Origin of the sequence: Streptomyces globosus (genome assembly GCF_003325375.1) — a bacterium.
GTDB lineage: Bacteria > Actinomycetota > Actinomycetes > Streptomycetales > Streptomycetaceae > Streptomyces > Streptomyces globosus_A.
The window spans coordinates 531,267-554,700 of record NZ_CP030864.1 but is presented as its reverse complement, the minus strand read 5'-3'; the positions used below and the strand labels follow the sequence as shown (position 1 = coordinate 554,700).

The 23,434-nt window shown below is 68.0% G+C and carries 23 protein-coding genes and 3 pseudogenes; 17 read left to right on the top strand and 9 right to left on the bottom strand.

All coding sequences use genetic code 11. The features are described from left to right. Positions 1 to 233: 233 nt before the first annotated feature. On the bottom strand, positions 234 to 455 hold the full coding sequence (locus C0216_RS33260; protein ID WP_246043044.1) for a hypothetical protein: 222 nt from the start codon (positions 453 to 455) through the stop codon (positions 234 to 236). Positions 456 to 593: 138 nt separating this feature from the next. On the opposite strand from C0216_RS33260, the gene C0216_RS33255 reads away from it, so the two are divergent. The 4 genes from C0216_RS33255 to C0216_RS33240 all read left to right on the top strand — a co-directional run bounded on the left by C0216_RS33255 (position 594) and on the right by C0216_RS33240 (position 6,722). Continuing rightward, entirely contained in the window at positions 594 to 1,019 is a 426-nt protein-coding gene (locus C0216_RS33255; RefSeq protein ID WP_114059470.1) for an SseB family protein, read from the top strand. Positions 1,020 to 1,159: 140 nt separating this feature from the next. Then, entirely contained in the window at positions 1,160 to 1,585 is a 426-nt protein-coding gene (locus C0216_RS33250) for a hypothetical protein (RefSeq protein WP_246043043.1), read from the top strand. Continuing rightward, positions 1,585 to 6,243: a putative T7SS-secreted protein gene (locus tag C0216_RS33245; protein WP_114059468.1), complete on the top strand. Its 4,659-nt coding sequence runs from the start codon at positions 1,585 to 1,587 to the stop codon at positions 6,241 to 6,243. Before C0216_RS33250 ends, C0216_RS33245 begins: the two co-directional genes overlap by 1 nt. Continuing rightward, on the top strand, positions 6,231 to 6,722 hold the full coding sequence (locus tag C0216_RS33240) for a barstar family protein (RefSeq protein WP_246043042.1): 492 nt from the start codon (positions 6,231 to 6,233) through the stop codon (positions 6,720 to 6,722). The genes C0216_RS33245 and C0216_RS33240 overlap by 13 nt, the downstream gene beginning before the upstream one ends. Positions 6,723 to 6,922: 200 nt before the next feature. Here C0216_RS33240 and C0216_RS33235 read toward each other — a convergent pair whose 3' ends face one another. After that, a complete protein-coding gene (locus tag C0216_RS33235) occupies positions 6,923 to 7,204 on the bottom strand; it encodes a hypothetical protein (protein ID WP_246043041.1) in 282 nt (93 codons plus the stop codon). Positions 7,205 to 7,662: 458 nt separating this feature from the next. Beyond that, on the bottom strand, positions 7,663 to 8,478 hold the full coding sequence (locus C0216_RS33225) for a hypothetical protein (protein ID WP_162793400.1): 816 nt from the start codon (positions 8,476 to 8,478) through the stop codon (positions 7,663 to 7,665). A 350-nt stretch (positions 8,479 to 8,828) separates the two neighbouring features. On the opposite strand from C0216_RS33225, the gene C0216_RS33220 reads away from it, so the two are divergent. From C0216_RS33220 to darG, 7 genes and pseudogenes are all read left to right on the top strand, one after another. Next, positions 8,829 to 9,071 carry a hypothetical protein gene (locus tag C0216_RS33220; RefSeq protein WP_114059465.1) on the top strand — a complete coding sequence of 81 codons (243 nt, stop codon included), beginning with the start codon at positions 8,829 to 8,831 and terminating at the stop codon, positions 9,069 to 9,071. A 48-nt stretch (positions 9,072 to 9,119) separates the two neighbouring features. Next, positions 9,120 to 10,313, top strand: a complete 1,194-nt coding sequence (locus C0216_RS33215) for a cytochrome P450 (protein ID WP_114059464.1) — start codon at positions 9,120 to 9,122, stop codon at positions 10,311 to 10,313. After that, on the top strand, positions 10,310 to 10,564 hold the full coding sequence (locus C0216_RS33210) for a ferredoxin (RefSeq protein ID WP_114059463.1): 255 nt from the start codon (positions 10,310 to 10,312) through the stop codon (positions 10,562 to 10,564). The genes C0216_RS33215 and C0216_RS33210 overlap by 4 nt, the downstream gene beginning before the upstream one ends. 88 nt (positions 10,565 to 10,652) lie before the next feature. Beyond that, positions 10,653 to 11,402, top strand: a complete 750-nt coding sequence (locus C0216_RS33205; protein WP_114059462.1) for a hypothetical protein — start codon at positions 10,653 to 10,655, stop codon at positions 11,400 to 11,402. A 294-nt stretch (positions 11,403 to 11,696) separates the two neighbouring features. Continuing rightward, positions 11,697 to 12,036: pseudogene (locus C0216_RS33200) on the top strand (restriction endonuclease); the annotation flags it as partial. Between the two features lie 203 nt (positions 12,037 to 12,239). After that, entirely contained in the window at positions 12,240 to 12,884 is a 645-nt protein-coding gene (darT, locus tag C0216_RS33195; protein ID WP_114059461.1) for a type II toxin-antitoxin system toxin DNA ADP-ribosyl transferase DarT, read from the top strand. Positions 12,885 to 12,917: 33 nt separating this feature from the next. After that, complete coding sequence (gene darG, locus C0216_RS33190) at positions 12,918 to 13,991, top strand: type II toxin-antitoxin system antitoxin DNA ADP-ribosyl glycohydrolase DarG (protein ID WP_114059460.1); 1,074 nt, start codon at positions 12,918 to 12,920, stop codon at positions 13,989 to 13,991. A gap of 80 nt (positions 13,992 to 14,071) precedes the next feature. Here darG and C0216_RS33185 read toward each other — a convergent pair. Next, positions 14,072 to 14,321 (bottom strand): annotated as a pseudogene (locus C0216_RS33185) (transposase); the annotation flags it as partial. A 239-nt stretch (positions 14,322 to 14,560) separates the two neighbouring features. Between C0216_RS33185 and C0216_RS35185 the strand changes: the two are divergent. From C0216_RS35185 to C0216_RS33170, 3 genes and pseudogenes are all read left to right on the top strand, one after another. Beyond that, positions 14,561 to 14,689, top strand: a complete 129-nt coding sequence (locus C0216_RS35185) for a hypothetical protein (RefSeq protein WP_281277985.1) — start codon at positions 14,561 to 14,563, stop codon at positions 14,687 to 14,689. Continuing rightward, a complete protein-coding gene (locus C0216_RS33175) occupies positions 14,686 to 15,597 on the top strand; it encodes an IS3 family transposase (protein WP_246043040.1) in 912 nt (303 codons plus the stop codon). Before C0216_RS35185 ends, C0216_RS33175 begins: the two co-directional genes overlap by 4 nt. A 225-nt stretch (positions 15,598 to 15,822) precedes the next feature. Next, positions 15,823 to 16,218, top strand: a pseudogene (locus tag C0216_RS33170) (transposase); the annotation flags it as partial. Positions 16,219 to 16,360: 142 nt separating this feature from the next. On the opposite strand, the gene C0216_RS33165 reads toward C0216_RS33170, so the two are convergent. Next, the gene (locus C0216_RS33165) at positions 16,361 to 16,675 is read right to left on the bottom strand and encodes a hypothetical protein (RefSeq protein ID WP_114059458.1); all 315 of its coding nucleotides are present in this window, start codon (positions 16,673 to 16,675) and stop codon (positions 16,361 to 16,363) included. 344 nt (positions 16,676 to 17,019) lie between these two features. Between C0216_RS33165 and C0216_RS33160 the strand changes: the two genes are divergently transcribed. Both C0216_RS33160 and C0216_RS33155 read left to right on the top strand, forming a co-directional pair. Beyond that, the gene (locus C0216_RS33160; RefSeq protein ID WP_162793399.1) at positions 17,020 to 17,766 is read left to right on the top strand and encodes a helix-turn-helix domain-containing protein; all 747 of its coding nucleotides are present in this window, start codon (positions 17,020 to 17,022) and stop codon (positions 17,764 to 17,766) included. Between the two features lie 237 nt (positions 17,767 to 18,003). Continuing rightward, on the top strand, positions 18,004 to 18,633 hold the full coding sequence (locus C0216_RS33155; protein WP_114059456.1) for a class I SAM-dependent methyltransferase: 630 nt from the start codon (positions 18,004 to 18,006) through the stop codon (positions 18,631 to 18,633). 13 nt (positions 18,634 to 18,646) lie between these two features. Here the strand turns inward: C0216_RS33155 and C0216_RS33150 are convergent, their stop codons facing one another. Further along, the gene (locus tag C0216_RS33150; protein WP_114059455.1) at positions 18,647 to 20,158 is read right to left on the bottom strand and encodes a hypothetical protein; all 1,512 of its coding nucleotides are present in this window, start codon (positions 20,156 to 20,158) and stop codon (positions 18,647 to 18,649) included. Positions 20,159 to 20,285: 127 nt separating this feature from the next. Between C0216_RS33150 and C0216_RS33140 the strand changes: the two genes are divergently transcribed. Next, a protein-coding gene (locus tag C0216_RS33140) for an IS3 family transposase (protein WP_428985507.1) occupies positions 20,286 to 21,538 on the top strand; the annotation gives its coding sequence in 2 pieces (ribosomal slippage) (positions 20,286 to 20,568 and positions 20,568 to 21,538; 1,254 coding nt in all). Positions 21,539 to 22,061: 523 nt separating this feature from the next. On the opposite strand, the gene C0216_RS33130 is transcribed toward C0216_RS33140, so the two are convergent. From C0216_RS33130 to C0216_RS33125, 3 genes are read right to left on the bottom strand one after another with little or no spacing between them, the layout of a single operon-like run. After that, entirely contained in the window at positions 22,062 to 22,673 is a 612-nt protein-coding gene (locus C0216_RS33130; RefSeq protein ID WP_281277984.1) for a hypothetical protein, read from the bottom strand. After that, the gene (locus C0216_RS35180; protein ID WP_281277983.1) at positions 22,652 to 23,125 is read right to left on the bottom strand and encodes a zeta toxin family protein; all 474 of its coding nucleotides are present in this window, start codon (positions 23,123 to 23,125) and stop codon (positions 22,652 to 22,654) included. Before C0216_RS35180 ends, C0216_RS33130 begins: the two co-directional genes overlap by 22 nt. Next, positions 23,122 to 23,433 (bottom strand): hypothetical protein, encoded by a 312-nt coding sequence (locus tag C0216_RS33125; protein ID WP_114059453.1) that lies wholly within the window; start codon positions 23,431 to 23,433, stop codon positions 23,122 to 23,124. The genes C0216_RS35180 and C0216_RS33125 overlap by 4 nt, the downstream gene beginning before the upstream one ends. Position 23,434: the final 1 nt, after the last annotated feature.

The window sequence follows — 23,434 nt, the reverse complement described above, 5'->3', positions numbered from 1 at the left end:
CGACGCCGTCGACCCAGCCGACCGCGAGCCACCGGCCACCGTCCCAAGCCCCGGCGGCGACGCGGTAGCCGGGCCGGATCGCCCCGGCCGCGGTGAGGCGGAGGAGGTGCTCGTCCTCCTGGGCCATCTCGGCGGCCTTGTCCCGGGCGGTGGCCTCCTCAGGGCTGTTCGCCTCCGGGCCACGGCTCCCCGGGGGCCTTGGATCTTCCAGGCCCGGGAGCCGCGCCGGTCGCTCAGGAGCCTTGCGGTGAGGGGATCGCCGAGCTGTTCGGTGAGGCGGGTGAGGGCTTCACCGGGGGGAGGAAGCGTGTGGCCCATGTCTTGATCTCCTTCCACTGGTCGGGGACATGCGCGAGGAGGTCGCGTCCGTCGTCCTCGGCGACGGCGAGCGCGGCCGCCAGGTCGGGGGTCGCGGTGAGGAAGCGGGGGTCGCGGCGGCGTACGGCGGCCCTCACCGGGAGGAACGAGACAGGGGCAGCCGGGATCCGGGCGCCGGCCGGGTGGTTTCCTCCTCGCCCGCGTGGAAATTCAGATTTTGTGATCAAGGTAGTGTTCCCTTCTCGTGCGAATGGTGCGGAAGGGGGCGGACTGGGATGGAGCTGGCCGCAGAGATAGCCGAGTACCGGCAGGGCAGGGCTGTTCCGGCCCGTGTGGTCGGTGAGTTCCGGCGTGCGGTGCTGCTGGTCCCGTACGCCGATGCCCCGGACGGCGCGTTGATGTCCGCGGTGTCCGGAGGGATCCGTTGGCTGTACGCGTTCACCGATGAGGAGGCTCTCGCCCGTTTCGCTGTTGCTCGGGGCGAGGCTGACCGTGAGTGGCCCTACCTGGCGGTTCTCGGGGCGCGTCTGGCCGATGCGGTGGTCCCGGCGGTCGAGGGTCCTGCCGGAGTCGCCGTCAATGTGGCGGATGCGGATGGGTCGATGCTGTTTCCGCCGGTGGCGGGCATCGTCCCGGATGCCGCCGCGGTCGATCTCGGTGCCGGCGGCCCTGCCGCGGCCGGCTCAGGGGAGGCGGCCTGATGGCGGGCGACGGCGACCTGGAGGTGTCGCCGCAGGCTGTCGCGGCCATCCAGAGCGGTTTGCGGGCGGCTATTGCGGAACTCCGTGAGAGCGGTGATGCGGCCGGTGCTTCCCAGGGTGCGGGTTTCGAGAATTTGGCGATGACCGGTATGGAGACCGGGCACGCGGGCCTGGCGAAGGACTTCGAGGACTTCTGCGAACGCTGGGAGTGGGGGGTGCGCGCCCTGGTCCAGGACGCCTCCGCCCTTGCCGGGAACCTCGGTATCGCTGCGGGGACGATGTGGGAGGAGGACCAGTACGTGCAGGGCACGTTCAAGGTCGCCCTCAACGCCGCCTGGGGCAACCCGCACGCCAGCGAGGACGAGATCGAGAAGAAGGCCTGGGGCGACATCGTCACCCCGGGCCTCTTCAAGCCGGATTACAGCGCGAAGTCGTTCGAGCAGAGTGCGAAGGACATCGGGCAGACCTGGTCGGACGCCAAGGACACCGTCACCTCCACGGGGCGGATCGGATCGTTGAAGGACCTGCTGGACCAGGCCGGCGGGGGCAACGGGGGCAAGGGCTGATGGGCTGGCGGGACTGGGTACCGGACTCCGTCGAGGATGTCGTCGAGGACGGCGCGGAGAAGGTCGGCGACTTCGTCGAGTGGGGAGGCGACAAGGCGGCCGATGTCGCCGAGGACGTCGGCTGGGACAGCGGCGCGGACTGGATTCGCGACAAGAGCCGCTCGGCGGCCAACCAGCTCGGCGCGGACGTCGCCGAGCTCGAGCTCGGCCAGACCGAGGACCCCAGGAAGCTCGTCTACGGCAGCGCTGCGAAGATCCGGGAGCAGGTCGGGCACCTGAACGACTTCCAGAAGGCGTTCACTTCCGTCGGCAGCGGGCTGAAGAACCTGACCGAGCCGGACGGGCTCAAGGGCGAGGCCGCCCGCGCTTTCCGGGAGGCGGTGGCGAAGGAGCCGCCGCGCTGGTTCAAGGCCGCCGAGGCCTTCGGCAAGGCCGCCGACGCGATGAATCGTTTCGCCGAGACAGTGGAGTGGGCGCAGAACAAGGCCAAGGAAGCCCTGGAGGACTACAACAAGGCGAAGAAGGTCTCCCAGGACGCCCACGACGCCTACACCAGGCAGTGCGATGCCTACAAGGCGGCCGTCGAGGCGAAGAAGGACCACCTCCCGCCCAGGCCCTCGGACAGCTTCGACGACCCCGGCAAGCCCCTCGCGGCAGCAGCTCAAGAGAAGCTCGACCAGGCCCGCAAGCAGCGCAACGAACTCGCCGAGAACGCAGCCAGCGCCGTCCGCGCCGCCCGTGACGCGGCCCCGCCCAAGCCGTCCTACGCCCAGCAGCTCGGCGACGGCCTGCAGTACGTCGACCTCGCCGCCACCCACCTCCTGGGCGGCGTCGTCAAGGGCACCGCCGGCGTGGTCAGCTTCGCCCGCGCCCTCAACCCCGGCGACCCCTACAACATCGCCCACCCGGCCGAGTACCTCACCAACCTGAACTCCACCGCCGCCGGGCTGGTCACCATGGCCAACGACCCCTGGGGCTCGGGCAAGAAAATACTCGACGAGTTCATGAAGGACCCCTCCGAAGGCCTCGGCAAACTCATCCCCGAACTCATCGGCCCCAAAGGCGCCGGCACCGTCAAGAAAGCCGCCACCACCGCCAAACACCTCGACGATGCCAAGCCGGGCGGCAGCCGGGGGGATCACGATCGGAACCCGGACAGCAACGGCAAGCAGTGCCGGGAGACGGTGTGCAAGAGGGATCCGGTCGACATGGCCACAGGTCGCATGCTGCTGCCTGCGGTCGACATTTCCCTGCCCGGCTCGCTTCCGCTCGTTTTCCGGCGCACCTTCGATTCCTCACGCCGCTCCGGGCGCTGGTTCGGTCCGACGTGGTCGTCCACGGTGGACCAGCGGCTGGAGATCGATTCCGAGGGCGTGGTCTTCAGCTGCGACGAAGGCAGCCTCTTGGCCTATCCCCATCCGGCCCCTGGGATCTCGGTCATGCCCACCCATGGCCGACAGTGGCCGCTGGACCGCGTCCCGGGCGGCTACACCATCACCGATCCCGATTCCGGCAGGGTCTGGCATTTCACCGACCACGGTGACGGGCTCGCGCTCCTGTCCCAGATCGACGACCGCAACGGCCGCTGGATCGCCTTCGAGCACGACGAGGTAGGCGCCCCCACGGCGATCGTGCACCATGGCGGGTACCACCTGAAGCTCACCACGAGCGAAGGCCGGGTCACAGCCCTCCACCTAGTGGGGGCTGCGACGGACGGATCCGACCAGGAGATTCTGCACTACGGCTACACAGACGGCCATCTCACATCGGTCACCAACTCCTCCGGCCGCCCCCTGACTTTCGGCTGCGACGAACACGGCCGCATCACCTCGTGGACCGACACCAACGGCAGCCGCTTCGACTACGTCTACGACGATCAGGACCGCTGCACCTACCAGTCAGGCACGAACGGGCACCTCGAATCGACCTTCACCTGGGACGATGTCGACCCTGCAACCGGCCTTCGCATGACCACGCTCACCAGCGGCCTGGGGCACACCGAGCGCCACTTGATCAACAGCCGGTCACAGGTTGTCGCCGAGATCGACCCTTTGGGAGCGGTAACCCACTTCGAGTACGACCGTTACAACCGACTACTGTCACGGACCGACCCGCTGGGCCGTATGAGTCGCGCCGTCTTTGACGAACGGGGCCGCGTGACTGTGCTCGAGCGCCCGGACGGGCGCCAGGCACGGGCCGAATACAACGAGAGCGGCCTCCCGACTCGCATCGTGGGCACCGACGGCAATGTCACCCGCCAGAGTTTCGACGTCCGCGGTAACCGAACGTCGGTAACCGAAGCGTCGGGAGCAGTCACCTACTTCGTGTACGACGATTCCGGCTTCCTCGCTTCCGTCACGGATGCGCTCGGGCACACCTCAACAGTGGTTTCCGACAAGGCCGGTTTGCCCCTGGCCATCACCGATCCGCTGGGGGCGACCACGTGCTACGAGCGTGATGCCTTCGGCCGACCCGTGTCGATCACCGATCCTCTGGGTACGGTAACGCGCCTGGAGTGGACTGTGGAGGGCAAGCTCGCCCGCCGCGTCGAGGCCGATGGCAGCGAGCAGTCATGGACGTACGACGGTGAGGGTAACTGCGTCACCCACGTCGACGCCCTCGGTGGGGTCACGGCCTTCGAATACACGGACTTCGATGTCTTGACCGCCCGAACTGGGCCTGACGGCGTCCGCTACGAGTTCGGCTATGACAGCGACCTCCACCTCACTCAGGTCACCAACCCACAAGGTCTGACTTGGGATTACGCATATGATCCGGCCGGTCGGTTGATCTCCGAGACAGACTTCGGCAACCGCACGCTGACCTACGAACGGGATGTGGCGGGGCGGCTCATTTCCCGCACGGACGCGCTCAGCAGGACAACCCGCTACGAGCGGGACGAGATGGACCGTGTCGTACGCAAGGACGCCGCGGGTTCCGTGACGACGTTCGCATACGACTCCGGCGACCAGCTCGCGGAAGCGGTCAACGCGGATGCCACAATTACGCGTCTGCGCGACCGGCACGGTCGTCTCCTGCGCGAGACGGTCGACGGCCGGACGATGGTTTATGCGTACGACGAACTCGGCCGCCGCATCAGCCGCACGACCCCAACTGGAGCCGGCAGCACCTGGACCTACGATGCGGCCGGCTGCCGAACGTCACTGACTACGTCTGGCCGCACGATCACCTTCGGCTACGACGCGGTCGGTCAGGAACTTACGCGGCGGATCGGCGACACCATCACGCTGTCGTCCCGGTACGACCACGGTGGCCGCCTCACCAGCCAGCACATCACCCATGCTGGCCGCAGCATCCAGAGCCGCGACTACACGTACCGTGCGGACGGCAACCTGATCGCCCTGGACGACCAGCTCCTGGGCACCAAGTCCTTCGACCTGGACGCGGTCGGCCGGGTCACCGCCATCCGCGCGGACGACTGGACCGAACGGTACGCCTACGACGAGGCGGGCAACCAGACAAGCGCCGCCTGGCCGTCGCACCACCCTGGCCAGGACGCCGTGGGCCATCGCGAGTACACGGGTACGACGATCACTCGCGCGGGCAGGACGCATTACGAACACGACGCATTGGGCCGCGTCACCGTGCGCCGCAAGACTCGCTTGTCCCGCAAATCGGACACCTGGCGCTACGAGTGGGACACCGAGGACCGCCTGCGTACGGTGACCACTCCCGACGGCACCGTGTGGCGCTACGCGTACGACGCCCTTGGCCGCCGCACCTCCAAACAACGCCTTGCCTCCGACGGCACGACAGTCCTCGAGTGCGTTACGTTCACCTGGGACGACACAACCCTGTGCGAACAGGTGACGGAATTGCCGGACCTCTCCCACTCGGTGGTCCTCACCTGGGACCACAAGGAGCTGCATCCTCTGGTGCAAAGTGAGCGCCTCCTGGACCGGGAAACGCCCCAAGAAGTCATAGACTCCCGCTTCTTCGCCATCGTCACAGACCTTGTGGGCGCCCCCACGGAACTGATCGACGAGGCCGGAACGCTCGCCTGGCACACCCACACCACGCTTTGGGGCACCACGACCTGGGCATCCAGCAGCTCCGCGTACACCCCGCTCCGCTTCCCAGGCCAGTACTTCGACCCGGAAACTGGCCTCCATTACAACTACTTCCGTCATTACGATCCCGAAACCGCGCGCTACCTCAGCGACGACCCCCTGGGTCTCACCCCGGCATCGAACCCGTCTGCATACATACCCAATCCGCACACCTGGGTCGACCCCATGGGGCTTGCAGGCTGCCCGACCTTCGCCGTCGGGGAAACCCTCGGGGATGTCGACAAAATCCACGGATGGGTACCCAAAACCATTCCCGAGGAATCCATGGAAGTGCTTCGGGACATGAAGAAGTACAATATGGGCTGGTGGGGCGGTCCTGGATTCTACGGACCGAAGTGGTGGACGGAGACGTTCGATAACAGCGGAAAGAACGGCGGCTACCAACTTCCCACCCACGAGCCCTCGGGAAAGCCGATCACTTATCAGGAGTACGGAACTTACCCGTCGGCCGATAATCCGAAGCCCGGCGGCGAGCGGTGGGTATTTGGCAGCGACGGATCCTCCTACTATACTCCAACCCACTACCAGACATACATTGTAGGTGAAAGCCCCAGATGGGCGAATTGATGACGGAAGATGCGTCGGCGATCCACATCGCCCCGTGGATGCATATCATCACACAAGGCGGTGGCGCACCTCTCGACGAACTCTTGCCGGTATCGGGGAGCGTTTTTGTGGCGCGCCTCAATGGCCGGGAGATGACCGACGAGACGGCAACATTTCTTCATTTCGGGGATGTGCTGCGGTTTCCTGAATACTTCGGATGGAACTGGAACGCCTTTTACGACTGCCTTCGGGACCTGCAGTGGCTTTCAACTGATCGTCACATCATCATCATCGAGTCTACCGAGAGCGTCCTCTCCGAGGACCACGATGCCCGCGAGCGGCTGTTCGCGGCCTTGTGGCGAGCCGGTCATCGCCGGTCCTACACCAAGCGGCCCGAGGGGGTGACGCTCGGCGGACTATCCGTCGTCCTGTCATGCGATACGGAATCGGCGTCCGAACTCGCGGAACACCTTGGCGAGATCGCCAGAGCCAGCCGTTAGGATGCGCGCGACGAATCCATCCGATTTCTTGGCGGCACCGGCCGACCTAACTGATCGTTTCAGATGAGGTTCGCAGGCGGCGTAGGCATAGGAGGCTGCAGGCCAGTTCGAGCAGGCCTTACTGATCGTTCCAGAATGAGTTGAGCTGCGGGTCTTACGCTTGCCGATCTTGGTCGGCAGGGCCACCCGGCTTCGGTGTCCTAGACGAGCAGTTCGCCGTCGAGGACCAGTCCGTGCGGAAGCTGCTGGGCGGCCGCCACCAGGTCCGGCCACCGGTCCAGCACCAGCGCTCCCCGACGGGTCTGCACCCGCACCCGCCCGCCGGGGTCGGCCGGGGTGAAGAGCAGCGTCCGGTGCCCGTCGAGTTTCTGCTCGAACGCGACCCCGCCGCGCAGCACGGTCGGGCCCGGCACGGCTTCCGCAGCCTGCGCCAGCATCGGCTCCACCGGCGGCCTGAGCACCATCGCCAGGACCTCCCTCACGGTCCCCCCTTCCAGGGTCAGCCCAAGCGCGGCACGAGGCGGCGTGACCGCAGGCATCGTCGCGCTGACCACTGCGACGCCGCCGAGGTCCTGCTGCCGCTGCCTCCACCACGGCCAGGACGAGGTGCCCGGGCCCGGGCGACCGACTCGGAGCTGCAGCGTTGGGCGCCGTGTACGCCAAGAGCCGGCACCCGAGAAGGGGGGCCAGCTCTGTTGGCATTCTCACGCGCCAGCACGATCATGCGTTCCCTGGTGGTGCCGCGGTTGGAACCCGTGGATGAGACGGAGTAGCACCGTGGCCAAGCCGACCGTCGGCATCCTCCACCCCGGCAGCATGGGGACGTCGCCGAGGTCCTGCGCCAGCTGGAGGCGGTGGGAGTAGGCGAGGCCCTCGCCGCCCACCCCGCACCGGACGGTGCCCTGTCCATCGAACAGGGACTCCCTTTGCCACAACGCACTCAGCCGATCGGCTGACGGGTCTCGGCCCGTACCTTCAGTGCGGTTTCCGCGATGCGGGTGAGGTCGACGGAGTCGGGGTCTTGCTGGGAGATTTCGGCGGTGGCCACCCCGATGGAGGCGGCGGTGTTCTCGTCGGCCCAGGCGCACATCGGCAGGGTGGTCTCGGCTCCGCCCTGGCGTGTGGTCAGCACCTGGCAGGACAGTGTGGTGTCGGAGCCGGGAGGCGTGACGTCCCTGGCGGGAACCGCCACTTTTGCGCTCTCGCTCTTTGCCGCGCCAGCCATCATCTTCTTTCGCGACGCCACGGGGTCCTTGAACTGGCCGTATATTCCGGAGATGACGAGGACGCCGGGCTGTGTCGGTGAGTCGGCCGTATACCGGGCCGCGACGGCCTGGGGGTTGCGGGTCTTGGGGTCGTAGCTGCCGTCGATCGCCTGCTTGCCCGCCGTCTGAGACAGATCCTCGTCCAGCTTGTACTGGCCGTTCAGCAGGGTGCCGGGAACAGTGATCTTGTGCTTGGCCTCAGGGAACCCGGCCCCACTTGCGTGGTTTGCGGCCTGGGAAGCGTGCTTCAGTACGAATAGACCCGCCAGGACCGCCACGGCCGTGGCCAGGCCTATCCATACGGGCTTGCCGGACCGGCGGGCTTGCGGCTGCATCCCGATCGGAGGCTGCCCCCAGGCTGCCTGCGCGGGGTAGGGCTGCTGCTGTGTGTAGGGCAGGGGAGGCTGACCGTAGGACTGCTGACCGTACGGATGGGGCTGCTGCGGGGGGCCGTACGGGCCGGAGGAGAAAGGAGGAGGTGACGTGCTCATGCAGCGAACGCTACGTCAGTTCTGGACCAGAATTGAGCCGACAGCGACGGATGGCTCGACTCGCATCGGCGAGCTGCTGAACGACTACAAGCGGGCCGTCGAAACCTGCAGCTGATCCCTCCTCCGGCCGGCCGGGCGCCTGTCAGTGGTCCAGGCCGACTGCTGGCTCATCGCGAACTCGGGCGCTACCGGCCAACTGGGCATCACGTGGCCAAGTACGGATCAAGATCTCACCGATTCGCCGGTTTCGTCTCGGGGGGAGAAATCTCTGGCCGCTGTCCACAGGCCGACGGGCCGATCCTCTGGGACGACGCCGTGAGTCGCACGGCGGTCATCGTGAGGAGAGGTTCATGCCGTACCTGATCCCGACCCGTACGCCGCTGACGCCCGAGCAGGTGGAGCAGGGCTTCGACTACCTCCTGGCGCTGCAGACCTGCCGGGTCAACCATCCTCCCGGCGTGCCGCCGGTATTGCCTTCGCTCACACTCATTGCAATGCATCATTGCATTCGTTCGTGGTCATTGCATCAACTTACGCCTTTCTACCTGCACTTACATGCTCAGCAGATTGACCACATCGTGAACGCAACGTAGCTTTCGACATCGATCAAACGCGTCATACCGCGAGACGAGGAGCGAGCGATGAACGAGTCCGTTCACACGGTCGAGGCGATGCCGACGGAGCGCCGGCCGGGCTGCCCGTTCGATCCGCCGGCAGAGCTGATCGACGCCCAACGGCACTCCCCGATCAGCCGTTTCACCCACCCCGGCGGAAAGCCCGGCTGGCTGATCACCGGGTACGACCTGGTCAGGTCGGTCCTGGCGGACCCGCGGTTCAGCTCGCGCAGGGAACTGATGAGCGTCGTCGACTTCGAACTCCCGCCGGCGCCGCCCGGTGAGTTCCTTCTGATGGACGACCCGCAGCACAGCCGCTACCGCAAGCCGCTGGTGGGCAGGTTCACCGTGCGGCGGATGCGCATGCTGACCGAGCGCATCGAGCAGATCACCGCCGACCGCCTCGACGCCATGGAGCAGGCCGGGCCTTCGGCGGACCTGGTGACCGCGTTCGCCAAGCCGATCCCCACCATGGTGATCTGCGAGATCCTGGGCGTGCCCTACGGGGACCGGGCGCACTTCCAGGAACAGATCGACACGTTCATGGGCGGGGAGGCGAGCGACGAGGAGGTGATGGCCGCCTACACCGCGACCCAGGGCTACCTCGCCCGGCTGGTGGCCACCAAGCGCGCACACCCCACCGACGACGTGCTGAGCGAGCTCACCGGCAGCGATCTCACCGACGAGGAACTGAAAGGAATCAGCCTCCTCCTGCTCGCCGCGGGCTTCGACACCACTGCGAACATGCTGTCGCTCGGTACCTTCGCCCTCCTGCAGCACCCGGAGCAACTGGCCGCACTGCGCGCCGAACCGGCGCTGATCGACGGCGCGGTTGAAGAACTGCTGCGGTACCTGAGCGTCGCCAAGACCTTCAACCGCACGGCGCTGGAGGACGTCGAGGTCGGCGGACAGACCATCGAGGCCAGCACGACGGTGGTCCTGTCGCTCAACACCGCCAACCGCGATCCTGCGCGTTTCACCGCCCCCGGCACCCTCGACATCCGGCGGCCGCACGAAGGGCACCTGGCGTTCAGCCACGGCATCCACCAGTGCCTGGGCCAGCAGTTGGCCCGCACCGAGATGCGGGTGGCGTTCCGTGCCCTGATCGAACGCTTCCCCACGCTGCGCTTGGCCGTACCGGCCGACGAGGTCCGCCTGCGGCCGGAGAGCGCGGACATCTACGGGGTCAAGAGTCTCCCGGTCACCTGGGACGCGGCATGAGCACGGCCCGCCTGCGCGTCGACCGCGGGCGGTGCATCGGCGCCGGGATGTGTGCCCTGACCGCCCCGGACGTCTTCGACCAGGACGCCGAGGAGGGCCTGGTGGTCCTGCTCCGGGCCGAGCCGGCCGAGACCCGCCTCACGGCTGCCCGCATGGCCGCCGGCATGTGCCCCTCCGGGGCGATCACCCTCGGCGGGCCCGATTCCGGAAGCTCCGCGCTGCCGGCACCTCCCGCCGACGGCTGCCAGTGATCCGTACGAACTCCGCCGGTCGTCGTCAGGATGCGGCTGCTGCCGTAGCCGGCGTCGACGAAGCGCAAGCGAGCGCACCACACGTTAGGTGGACGCGTGCCTGTGGCTCAGCCAGGCGCTGCCCTTGCAGATCCACAATGCGGGGATGACAACGTTCTTGAGTCGGCGCCGCCTGCTCGGCGCAGCCGCCGCGGCGGGGGGTATCGGTTTCCTCGGTACCGCCGCCTCGGCGAGGGCTGCGGACCTGCCCGCAGTCGGGCAGACCATCACCTTGGGCATGAACGCCTTCGGTGCCACTTTGGTCGTGGACCTTCCGCCGCCGTTGCCCACCCTCAACTTCATCGGCGCGCGGACCTTGAAGGTCACTTCCGCCAGCCCGGGCCGCATCGAGTACGCGACCGTGTCGGCCGTACTCGAAGCCGCCCACCCCCTGTTCGGGAAGATCACGGCCCGGATTCCGGAGGAGGACGCCATCGGCGGCGGGGTCGTCCACGTCGACAGCGGCGGAGGCGCGGTGGACAGCTGGCACCAGAACTGGCGACTGACCTTCGAAAAATGCGGTGATATGCCGGGCCCTTTCAGCTTCGTCTCCGCGGCCGAGGGACGGTGGGAAGGGCGCATGGACAGCTTCCCGCCGCCCGCTTCCGGCATGAACACCGACGGCTCCCCGACCGGGGGTGCTCCGTACACGAGCCTGGGGACGATCGACTTCCGGCTGCCCGCCACCGAGGCCCCCGAAGGCGACGCAGAGGGCCCCCTGGTCCAGCCCCTTGCCGGTAGCACCGACATCTACTGCCGCCTGCAGGACACAAGCATCAACCAGGGGACCATGGCCTGACCTTCGCCATCGGCACGCCCACTGCTCTCCTGCGCCCGCCCGCACGACCCCGGCCTCCGCGGGGTCGCACCCGGCCCGCGCAGTGCGGGCCGGGCGCCCCGCGGGGCCGACTGGTGCCGTATCGCGCGCTCAGCGGTTTCACGCCGAGCGCGCGGACGAGGCGTCGGTACGTGTCGTGGTCGTAGCCACGGTCGCCGGGCGCGATGCCGGGACGGCGCCGCGGCAGGCCGCGCTTGCCCCGCACCGAAGGCACGGCCTGAAGCAGTGGGATGAGCTGGGTGACGGACGCGGCCCCGCGTCGGAGGCCGCGGCGATCCGGGCGCCGACGTGAAGGCCACCGACCCCTACGGACGGCGCTGGGCGATCCAGTGCAAGCACCGCTGCAACGGACTCGCCGGCTTGGCGGTAGGAACCCCAGACCTGCAGGTTCTCAACGGCACCGCCCGCCGAGTGCACGGCGCGGACGTCGCGGTCCTGGTGACGAACGGCCGAGTCAGGCCTGGCCTTTGCCGAGCATCAGCATCTTCACGTGGTCGACCGTCACACCCTCGCAGCCTGGGCTTCCGGCTGACGGCCTCTGTGGGAGGTGCTCCGAGCTGTGCCGCCTCCTCGCCGACCGACCACCCTGTCCTGACCGCTCCATCCAGACGCGGGGCCCTAAACCGCGCATGCAGCCACCTGACCTGTCAAGTCCCAGTAGAGCGGCATGGCCGCGGTGCCTCCGAGCGGAGTGCCACGGCGCGATTGCCGTGCGCGGATTGGCGGCACTGCGTCAGTTCCTTCTGGAATACAGGCATTTGAGGTGGCGGCAGTAGTGTGATCGGATAGTCTCCGGACGTGCTGCCGCCTCCTCAGGAACGCCCGATCTACCACTTCACGCATGCAAGCAACCTGCCCAGTGTTCTTGAGCAAGGGTTCCTCCACTGTGACCGCATCGTGCGAAAGGAACGCACTCTCAGGGTGGAGTGCGGTGATCTGGACATCAAGGAGCGGCGGCGGTCACGCAAGGTCGATCCTTACCCAGGTGGCGTCGTTGCCGACTACGTGCCGTTCTACTTCGCTCCTCGGTCGCCCATGCTGTACAAGATCAACAAAGGTGGGGTGCCTCACTACGCGGACGGTCAGGACCGCCTGGTCTATCTGGTGACCACGCCGCGGACCCTGGCTGCCTCGGGGTGTACCAGTGTGTTCAGTGACGGAAACTGTGCCGCCGATATCACGGTCATCGAGAACGACGTCTCCCTGCTCAGTACACACGTCGACTGGCAGGTGATGGGGCAAGAGCGGTGGAACAATACCGTCGAGGACCCTGACCGCATGCGGCGGCGGATGGCCGAGTTCCTCGTGCACGAGCGGGTGCCGGTCGAGGCCATCACTCAGCTGGCCGTACGGGGCGCCGCATGTGCCCAGACTGTCCGGGCGACGCTGCGGGCATACGGTGCCTGTGCTGCCGTGGATGTCAGACCTGATTGGTATTACTGAGGAAGAGCCGATCGCCTGAGGAGGGAGACAACCGTGATCGTCTATGCGGAGGGCAACCTCCTCACTGCTGAAGTCGATGCGCTGGTGAACACCGTCAACACCGTCGGTGTCATGGGTAAGGGCATTGCCCTGCAGTTCAAACGCGCATATCCCGACAATTTTCACGCGTACGCGGAAGCCTGTGCGGCGGGCGAGGTCCACCCTGGACGGATGCATGTCCACGCCCGCAACACCTTGACTGCCCCCCGCTACATCATCAACTTTCCGACGAAGCGGCACTGGCGGTCACCCTCGCGCTTGGAGGACGTGGAGCAAGGCCTCCAGGATCTGCGCAAGGTCATCGTTGACCTTGAGATCGAGAGCATCGCTGTGCCCCCCTTGGGCTGTGGGAACGGCGGCCTGCCCTGGGACCAGGTTCACCCGCTGATCCTGGCGGCGCTGGCCGACCTTCCCGACGTGGAAGTGAGGGTCTACGCCCCACACGGTGCCCCGCCTGCTACGTCCATGCCGAACAACCAAAACGCTCCGGAACTCAACCGCGAGCGAGCAGCCTTCCTCGTTGCTCTGGACTGCTACATCTCACGCGGCTTGGCGTCCGGATTCATCGTGGACCGCCGGGCAACCCTCCTCGAAGCCCACAAGCTCGTTTACTTGCTCCAGTGCGTCGGATTCAGTCTCGGGCTGCGCTTCAGCAAGGGGCACTACGGCCCCTACTCGCCTGACCTGGACCGGGCCGTTGCGTCGCTGGAAGGCCACTACATCAGCGGATACGGGGACGGCACCATAGGAGCGTCCGCTCCGCTTGTCCCTGAGCCCGAGGCGGTGGCAAGCGGTGCACAGCTCCTCCGAGGCGATGCGGATTTCCAGACCGCCTTGCAGCGTCTCGAACATTTGGTTGATGGCTACGAGCACCCGTACGGCATGGAGCTCCTTGGCACGCTCCTGTTCGCGTCCCAGGCCTTGGCGTCCCATGGCGCGACGTTTGCCGAGACAGCCGCCTACGTGAAGCAGTGGACTCCTCGCAAGCAACGCATGTTCACTGACGCCCATCTCACCGCCGCCTGGGAGCGGCTCACTGCCTGCTCTTTGACGCCTGCTCTCGTATAGAGGACGCGCAGACGGCCCCACCCGACCGCGCCGAAGTACGCCACTGCGGACCAGCGGCATCCGCGTCGTGTGCACTCGGCCGCCCTTGACGTACGGGTTGCGAGGCGTCGGAGGGTGAGGAAGGCGTGGGCGGCGGTGACGCGGGTGCCGTGGTGGTGCCAGCCGCGCCATGTGCGGCGTTCGAAGTGAGCGAGGCCCAGGCCGTGCTTCATCTCGCGGTAGTCGTGCTCGACCCGCCAGCGGATCTTGGCCAACCGCACGAGTCGTTGGGTCGACGCGTCGGGCGGAGGCTGTCGAGCCAGAGTAGTCCGTCGGCGTGTCCCTCCCCTCGTAGCGTGGAGTCCGTGATTGCAGGGGAAGTTGGTGTTCATGGGGTCCAAGCAACGGACGTATACGCCTGAGTTCCGTGAGGGTGCTGTACGCATAGTGATCGAGAGGGGCAGGCCGATCCCGGAGGTCGCGACGAGCTCGGCGTGCACTCCGGCACGCTGCACAGCTGGGTGTCGCGGTGGCGGCGTAACGGGTCGGCGTCGTCCGACCGGCCGGCCAAGCCCGCGCAAGGTGGACGGATGCGCGAGGCCGAGCGTGCCGAGCTGGAGCGGCTGCGGCGGGAGATGTCGGAGAAGAACAAGCGGATACGCGAGCTGGAGATGGAGCGCGATGTCCTCAAGCGATGCATGGTCCTCTGGGTGAAGTGACCGGCACGGACCCGGCCACCCTGGCCGAGCTCATCGGTAACCAGAGGACCGAGCACCGCGTCCCGCACCGGCTGGCCTGCCAGGTTGTGGGGGTATCGGAGTCCTGGTTCTACAAGTGGCGCGACAAGCCCACTACCGCGCGTGAGATCCGGCGGGGACGGCTGGCCGAAGCGATCACGGGAATCTTCGAGGACTCGGGCGGCACCTACGGTTCCCCGAAGGTCTGGCTTCTTCTGGTCCGCGCGGGCTGGCGGGTCTCGGTGAACACCGTCGCCCGTCTGATGGCCGAACTCGGACTGGCGGGACGGAGGGTCCGCCACCGGCGGGGGCTGACCCGGCCCGGCAAACGGCCGGCGGCCCCGGACTTCCTGCGGCGGGACTTCACCGCGGACGCTCCGGACCAGGTGTGGTGCGGCGACATGACCGAGATCACCACCGGTGAGGGCAAGCTCTACCTGGCCACCGTCATCGATCTGTTCTCGCGCCGTCTGCTCGGCTACGCGATGGGCGAGCGTCACGACGCGGAGCTGGTCGTCGCGTCCTTGAACATGGCCGCGGCCACCCGGGGCGGCGACGTCCGGGGCGTGATCTTCCACAGCGACAGGGGCAGCGAGTACCAGTCCAGGCGCTTCCAGCGGGCCTGCCGGCGCCTGGGTGTGACGCAGTCCATGGGTCGCGTCGGGTCGTGTTTCGACAATGCCGTCAGCGAGGCGTTCAACAGCGTGCTCAAGGTCGAGTACGTATACCGCCACACGTTCGCCACTCGCACCGAGGCCCGGCTGAGGATCGTGACCTGGATCACCAGCTTCTACAACACCCGACGACTACACAGCGTGTGCGGCTACCAGAGTCCGATCGACTACGAGCACGACCACCGGGCCAGCTCCGCCTTGGAGCTGGCCGCTTAGAAGATCTCCACAGTCCGAGGGGATTGACACCCTTGTATCCCCCTCTCAGCAGCTCAAAGTACCTCTTCTTCACGAAGGTCGGCATCTTGTTGGGGGCGTACTTCGGCATCCGAACACCTTCCGTCTGAGGCGTTCGCAACCACCGATAGAACTCAAGCCGCTATCCGGTGGTGTTCATCGATGCGATCCACGTGAAGATCCGTGACGGAGCCGTCGCCAACCTGTCTACGTCGCCCTGGCAAGCCGGTCTACACCGCCGCGACCGAAGAGGCCGCATTCGAGCGGTTTGCGGAGTTCGCCGACGCCTGGGGCAGGAAGTATCCGGCGATCGTCCGGCTCTGGGAGAACGCCTGGGAGAAGTTCACCCCCTTCCTGCGGTTCGACACCGAGATCCGCCGCATCGTCTGCACCACGAACGCGATCGAGTCCGTGAACGCCAGGATCCGGCGGGCGGTCAAGGCCCGCGGGCACTTCCCGAACGAGACCGCCGCCTTGAAATGCGTCTACATGGCGATCATGTCCCTCGACCCCACCGGGAAGGGCCAGGCCCGCTAGACCATGCGCTGGAAGACCGCCCTGAACGCCTTCGACATCACCTTCGACGGCCGCCTCTCCGCAGCACGTCAGCAACCTCGAACACCCTGGTTACACCGTTCGATTGACGGACCCGACCCCGGCTCCCGGCCTGTACCGGGAGCCGCCGTGCGTCCGGTCCGCGACCGGACGCACGGCGGTCAGCGCAGTGAGGAGCGGGAGCCGCGCGTCAGCACTCGTAGGCGTAGTCGGCGCGGCCGTTCGCGCCGTCCCAGTGGATCGTCGCCGTACGGCCCGCGTTGATCGGGATGCAGGTCGGGTCCCACGCCCAGTCGACGGACACGGTCGCCGTGATGCGCCAGCCGCAGGAGTTCTTGATGTGGGCCCAGCCATAGCCCTGACTCGCGAGCGTGGCGCACCCGGACGTCGTGCCGGCCGGCCCCGACGCTGCTGCTGCGGGGGCGACGGCGAGCCCGCTCAGCAGGAGCGCGCCGGCCGCGGCCAGGGCCGCCTTGCGGTGCGTGCGGAGTAACGGAGTGGTCATGCTATTTCCCCTCGTCCTCGTCCATGGCACGCGCTCCGGCCATCGGCGGGTCACGGCCCTGCCCGTCTCTTGGCTTGTCCTCGCCTTCACCGGCGGCGCGTCGTCGCTCCAGACTGCCGTGGGGTCCGGTCGCCCGTCTTGTACGAACGCGCACCTCGTTGCCGGGCTGGTCGGTTCGGGTTGTGCGCTGCCTGGGCAGGGGGGGGACGCGGGTGACGGGGGCCGATGAGATGGGAAGTGTCGAGCGGCCTGCTCCGGCCTGTTTGCGCGGCCGGGTGGTGAAGTTCCGGGGGTACCGGACCCCAGGGGGCGGGCTCGCCCGGCTCAACGTGCCGGCCGCCACCGTGACCCTGATACTCGGCTGGGGCGAGCCGGTGCACCTGCGTGCGGCAGGGACCAACGGGGCGCTGGGGAACGGTGTATGGCACTCGGTCCTGGTGGGGCTGCGGACCTCGGCCGTCCTGGGCGCCTACCCGGGGACCGGACATGCGGTCGAGGTGGATTTCACACCGCTGGGCGCCTACGCGTGTCTCGGTGTGCCGCTCGCCGGGCTGTCCGAAACACAGGTCGCGGCCGAAGACGTGCTGGGCGTCCGGTGGACGTCGGCGCTGACGGAGCGTCTGGCCCTCGCCCCGGACTGGGGCACCCGCTGGACGATCCTGGACGAGGCACTGTGCCGGCGGCTGACGGCCGGTCCGTCACCGTCGCCGGTGGTCGCGGAGGCGTGGCACAGGCTGCGCGCACGTCACGGTGGGATGCACCTGCGGGACCTGGTCGCGGAGACCGGCCGCGGACGCAGGCGTCTGCAGGCGTTGTTCCGGGAGCAGATCGGGCTGCCGCCGCAGTCCGCGATCCGGGTGCTGCGCTTCCAGCGCGTCCTGACCATGCCGCCGGGCTCCTTTCGCTCGCTGGGCGAACTCTCCGCAGCCTGCGGCTACTACGATCAGGCGCATCTCAACCGCGATGTCCGTGCCCTGGCGGGCCTCACGCCCAGGGAACTGGGCGGGCTGTCGGAGCGGGCCCGGCGCGAGGGAGCTGGTGTCGTGGACGGCCGCCTGACGGGGCTGCCCACCCGGGACGGGCAGCCGTGACCAGGGGTCTGATACTGGTGGGCTCTCGTAATCAACTGTCGCCGGTTCCCCGAGGAACCCAGCCATCTGGTGACCGACTGAGGTCGCCAGTGGCGTATCGGCTCCAGGTCCCACCGGCCTCGTTGCGGAGCCGGTTGGTGGTCTTGTCGTGGTAGCCGAGAGCGTCCGCCGCGAAGGTGCGGGATTCGGTACGGGGCGGGAGGACGGCTGCGGACGACGGGTGTTAACTTCATTCGCGTGGTGGAGCACCAGGACGAGACCAGGGCGGCCTACAACGGGGTCGTCGAGCTGTATGCGTCGATGTTCGCTGATCGGCTGGAGACGCAGCCGTTCTCGCGGAACATGATCGGCATCTTTGCCGAGCTGGTGCGGGGGACGGGGAACCTGCGGGCAGCCGATGTCGGCTGCGGGCCCGGACATCTGACGGCCATGCTGCATGACCTGGGCCTGGACGCCTTCGGGCTTGACCTCTCCCCAGCCATGGTCGACCACGCCCGGCGGGCCCATCCGGCGCTGCAGTTCGACGAGGCGCGGATGGAGGCCCTGCCAGTCGAGGACGGCGCGCTCGGGGGCGTGCTGGCCCATTACTCAATGATCCACACCCCTCCTGGGGAACTACCCGCGCTGCTCGCCGAGCAGGCACGTGTCCTGGCACCAGGGGGCCTGCTCCTGGCCTCGTTCTTCGCGACCGACGGGCCCGAGCCGGTCCGCTTCGACCACAAGGTCACGCCCGCCTATAGCTGGCCGGCGGACCGGTTCGCCGAGCTGCTGGCCCTGGCCGGGCTCGTCCCGTTCGCCCGGCTGCTCCACGACCCGGCCTCTGAGCGGGGATTCCTCGACGCCCACTTGCTCGCCCGCCTCCGCTAGAGCAAGGCCATCCCTAGCCTGCTGGTGATCGTGTGTGATCTCCAGCGGCGTATCGGCTCCACGTTCCGCCGGTCTCGTTGAGCAGGCGAGTGGTGGTCTTGTTGTGGTAGCCGAGAGCGTCCGCGACGACCGGGGCGGGCATCCCCAGGACTTGCTGGCGGATCGCTGCGGTCCGGGCGGCGGTTGTGGGAATGCCGAGGTTGTTGAGCTGGCCGGAGAGGCCGTTGGGGTGTAGCGGCTGGCCGGCGCGACGGCCAGGGAAGAGCCAGCGGGATTCTCGATTGGTCGCGGTGTTCATGTTGTCGCGGTTGTTGATCCAGATCAGGAGCAGTTCGGCGAACGGCGCGGGTACCGGAGAGGCGGGTTCGCCGAGACGAAGCAGGACCTGGCCGTTGTCGTGGGCGACGTCGTCGATGGTCAGGCGGACGACACGGCTGCAAGGCTCCGCGTAGAGCAGGATGATGATCGCGGCGACTCGGCTCCGCAGCGGCAGGCTGTCGTCGGTGAGAAGCCGGCCGAGGAGGCTCAGGCGGTCGCGGTGAGAGAGCGGGGCCGCCCGGCGGGCCTGCGGAGGCGGCAGCCGGAAGCGTCGGGTGAGTTTGGTGGTCTGGCACCACAGCAGGAAGGGCTGGACGGTGCTCCGGTTGTGCTCGTTGTGTTCGACGTGCCAGCGGTCGATGTCGGCCTGACGGCATGTGGTGAGGGTCAGATCGTGAACTCTGAGCCAGTTCAGGAAGGCTGTCGCGTGCTTGACCTGGCCCGTGGCATATGTCTGGCTGCCCGGTGTGAGAGGTCTGCGGCCGGCGGCAGTCCGGAGTTTCGACAGGACGTTCCAGGTCGCGAACCGGCGGATGATCTGGGCATGTTCGGGCTCGGTGATAGCGGCGAGGTGGCCGACCAGCCAGCTCTCGAACAGGCAGAGCCGCTTGTCGACGGCGGGGAGGACACCGCAGGCCATGAGGAGTTCGCGCAGGTGGGCGGCGGCCCGCCAGGGCTGGAGAGTGTGAAACGCCTCATGGGTCAGCTCGATCTCGCCCCGCCCCAGACGCCGCAGCAGGTCGTCAGGGGCGCTGATCTTGCCCTTGCGCATGTGGAGCCCGTTCAGGATGGATACCGGGTTGTCTGCGTTGAGGAGCGACTCGGCGAGTGGGAGGAGCGCGGGCCGGATGCGGCCGGTGCCGTCGTCGAGGAGTTCACCGAGTCTGTCGGTGAGGGTGCAGCGGGTGCAGAGCCGGCCGCCGTGCAGCTTGCCCTCCCGCTCGCAACGGGAGCAGCGGTAGGACATCACGAAGCCCGCGCAGTCCGGGCAGATCAGAGCCCCGTCGTCGGGCCGTAGACCGGGCAGGACAGGCTCGTCGCCGCAGGCTGGACACTGACCACGGACGCGCAGGGCCTTGTCGTGGCAGGTGCGGCAGACGTGACCATCGGGCCAGCGGGCGGCGAACCAGCCGTGCCGTTCGCAGCGGGCGCAGGTCCGTTTGTGCCAGCGATCACGCTCTTCGGGTGTCTTGTAGGCGGGGCTCATGCGTCGGGCAGGATACGGGCCGGGCGTGGCCGCAGCTTCGCGATGTTGTCGACAGGCGGTGCGGGCAGGTCGCCGGTTGAACCGCCCCGGCTCGAATGGAGACTCGATTTCATGAAAGGATCGGGTCATGGCACGACCTTCCCGTTACCCGCTTGAGCTCCGCCGTCGTGCGGTGCGCATGGTCGCCGAGGTGCGCGGCGACTACCCGAACGAGACGGCCGCCCTGCAGGCGGTCACGGACAAGCTCGGCATCGGTTCCCGCGAGACGCTGCGGAACTGGCTGAAGCAGCATGAGGGCGATGCGGGGACGCGTCCGGGGACGACGACGGAGGAATCGGCCCAGATCAAGGCGATGAGGAAGGAGATCGCCGAGCTGAAGCGGGCAAACGAGATCCTCAAGGCGGCTGCGAGTTTCTTCGCGGCCGAGCTCGACCGGCCACACACGCGCTCGTAGCGTTCATCGACGAGCACCGGGACCGCTTCGGCGGCGTCGAGCCGATCTGCAGGACGCTCACCGGGCACGACTGCAAGATCGCCCCTTCCACCTACTACGCCCACAAGAAACGACTAGCCGCTCCGTCAGCCCGTACCGTGCGGGACACGGAACTCAAGGAGCTGATCCGCCAGGTCCACACCGACAACTACCGCGTCTACGGGGCCCGGAAGGTCTGGCGGGAGCTGAACCGGCAGGGTCACGCGGTGGCCCGCTGCACCGTCGAGTGCCTGATGCGCGAGCTGGGCATCGCCGGCGCCGTCCGCGGCAAGAAGGTCATCACCACGATCCCGGACCAGCAGGCCGAGTGGGCACCGGACCGGGTGGACCGCGACTTCGTCGCCACCGCGCCGAACCGCTGCTGGGTCGCGGATTTCACGTACGTGGCGACCTGGGCCGGCGTCGTCTACGTCGCTTTCGTCGTGGACACCTTCTCCCGCCGTATCGTCGGCTGGTCCGCCGCCACGTCGAAGGAGACCCAGCTCGTCCTGGACGCTCTGGAGATGGCGCTGTGGCAGCGCGACCGCGATGAACACCCCCACGTTCGCGGCGAGTTGATACATCACAACGATGCGGGCAGCCAATACACCAGTTTCAAGCTGGCCGAACACCTGGATGCGGCCGGTATCGCGGCCTCGATCGGCTCCGTCGGCGACGCGTACGACAACGCTCTGATGGAGAGCACGATCGGCCTGTTCAAAACCGAGCTGATCAAGCCACAGCGGCCCTGGAAGGGGCTTTCCCAGGTCGAGCTGGCCACCGCCGAGTGGGTCGACTGGTACTGCCACCGACGCCTGCACGGTGAGATAGGCCACGTCCCGCCCGTCGAGTACGAGACCAACTACTACCTGACAACCACGAAACCCCAGGTCACAACCACAATCTGAGATCTCTACCGAACCCGGGGCGGTTCAACGTGGAAGAACCGCAGCCGGAGCGGGTGATGGGCTTCCACCTCTGCTCAACGTGCGGCCGTCCCGTGTTCGACAACTGCGCATCGTTCATGGTGGAGCTGCCCGACGGCGGAGGCGTCGCCATGGTGGGCCCGGCGTGTGCTGACGGATCCATGCTCCGAGTGTGCCAGCAGCTCGCTGCCGACGGGGCACCCCCAGTGGACCCGGCATTGCTCACTGGCCTGGAACAGTTGCGCGGCGCACTCGCCGGGTAGTGGCGCTCGCACGGCCGATCGTGATCAGGCCGACGCGTTGGACAGGCCCCGGCGAGGGGGCCGCAGGGCCATGGCGGGGACTGTCACCGCACCGAGGAGCTGCCTGAGCTCGGGTGATCGCCGTAGGCCAGGTGCCGGGCTCTCCGTCGCTTAGTCGGCCTCGGGCGTCAACGCGCCGGCGAGGTCGTACGGGACGGGGAGCCCCGGCGCGGCTTTTCGTCCAGCGCCCCAGCTGAAGCGTGCTACCTGCGCGGCCGCCGGCGCGGTGCCTCGCGGCCCGGCGCCTGCGGGCGGCCGGGGTCCTGGGCGGGGCCGCGCGTCGGTCCGTCCGGCTTCCGGGCGGTGGTGGTGCTGCGGGACCGGGCCGCCGCAGCGGAGGGGCGTGCCGCCGCAGCGGAGGGGCGTGCCGCCGGGGTGAGGCGCTGGACGTCGGCAGGGAGCAGGATCGGGAGCGCGTTCTGCTCGATCCGGGCCAGCCGCTGCGGCCACTCGGCGCCGAGGCCGCGGCTGGTCTCGCGCAGCCGCAGCTGGGTGTCGACGAAGGCCTTGCCTTCGGTCGGTGTGAGGCGGCGGATGCGTTCGGTCTCGATACTCTCGCGAAGGGCTGGGGGCGCGGTCCACTGTCCGGAGCCGTCGGGGGTGTTGGTGTAGCGGGGCTTGCTCTCGCCGCGGCGGTAGACGCTCGCCATGTCGACCAGGGTGCCCCGGTCGACGCATTCGGCCAGGTCGAGGATGCCTGCGAAGGACTCGTCGGCGTTGGCCTGGACGGTCAGCCGGCCCTGGCCCCGGTCGGCGAGCTGCTCGAAGTACCGGTTGACGATGCCCTGGTCGCTCAGCGCCTTCGGCACGCCCATGAACAGACCCTCGACCCGGGCGCCGGCCTGCCGGTAGGCCGCATCTTGTCCTCCACGGCCTGGGCGTTCTGCGAGGTCTCCTGGATGATCGAGTGGAGCCCGTGGGCGCGGACGTACGCCTCGGCCTGCGCCATCCACGCCCGGCCGTCGGCCCGGGTGTAGGCGGCCATGAGGGTGTCGTCCCGTGCCATCAGCTCGTCGTAGGCCGGGTGGTAGGGCTTGTAGAGGTCGCTGTCGATGTCCGCGAATCCGCCGTGCTGGGCGAGGGCGGACGCGACCATCTCGGTCACCCGGCTCTTGCCGGCGCCGGGCTGGCCGACGAGGAAGACCACGGTGGGGGCCTGCTGAGGCGCACGTCCGGCGAGGAGGTCGGGGACAATCCGCTCGCGGAAGATCCGCCGGTTCTCCGCTTCCGGTAACCGGTGCCGAGCGACTTCGGCCGGGTCGATCACGCGGCGCCGTCCCGGACCTCGCGGGCGAGCTGCGCGTAGTGCTGCCGGGCCTCGGCGATCTGCTTCCGATCGCTGGAGCACAGCGCCTCGCGCTCGCGGGCGAGCCGGGTCTGGGCCGCGCGGGCCTCCTGGATGACCGCCGGGTCCGGATGGGGCTTGGCCTCCTCGGCGGCGATGCGGGCGCTGTAGGCGCCGACCGCGCCGTTCACCGCCTCGATCGCCGCCTCGTAGGCAGCCGTCTCCTCGTTCGACCAGTCGTGCGGCTCCAGCGCGTGCGTGATGGAGATGCCGTTGCCGGGTGTGCTCACG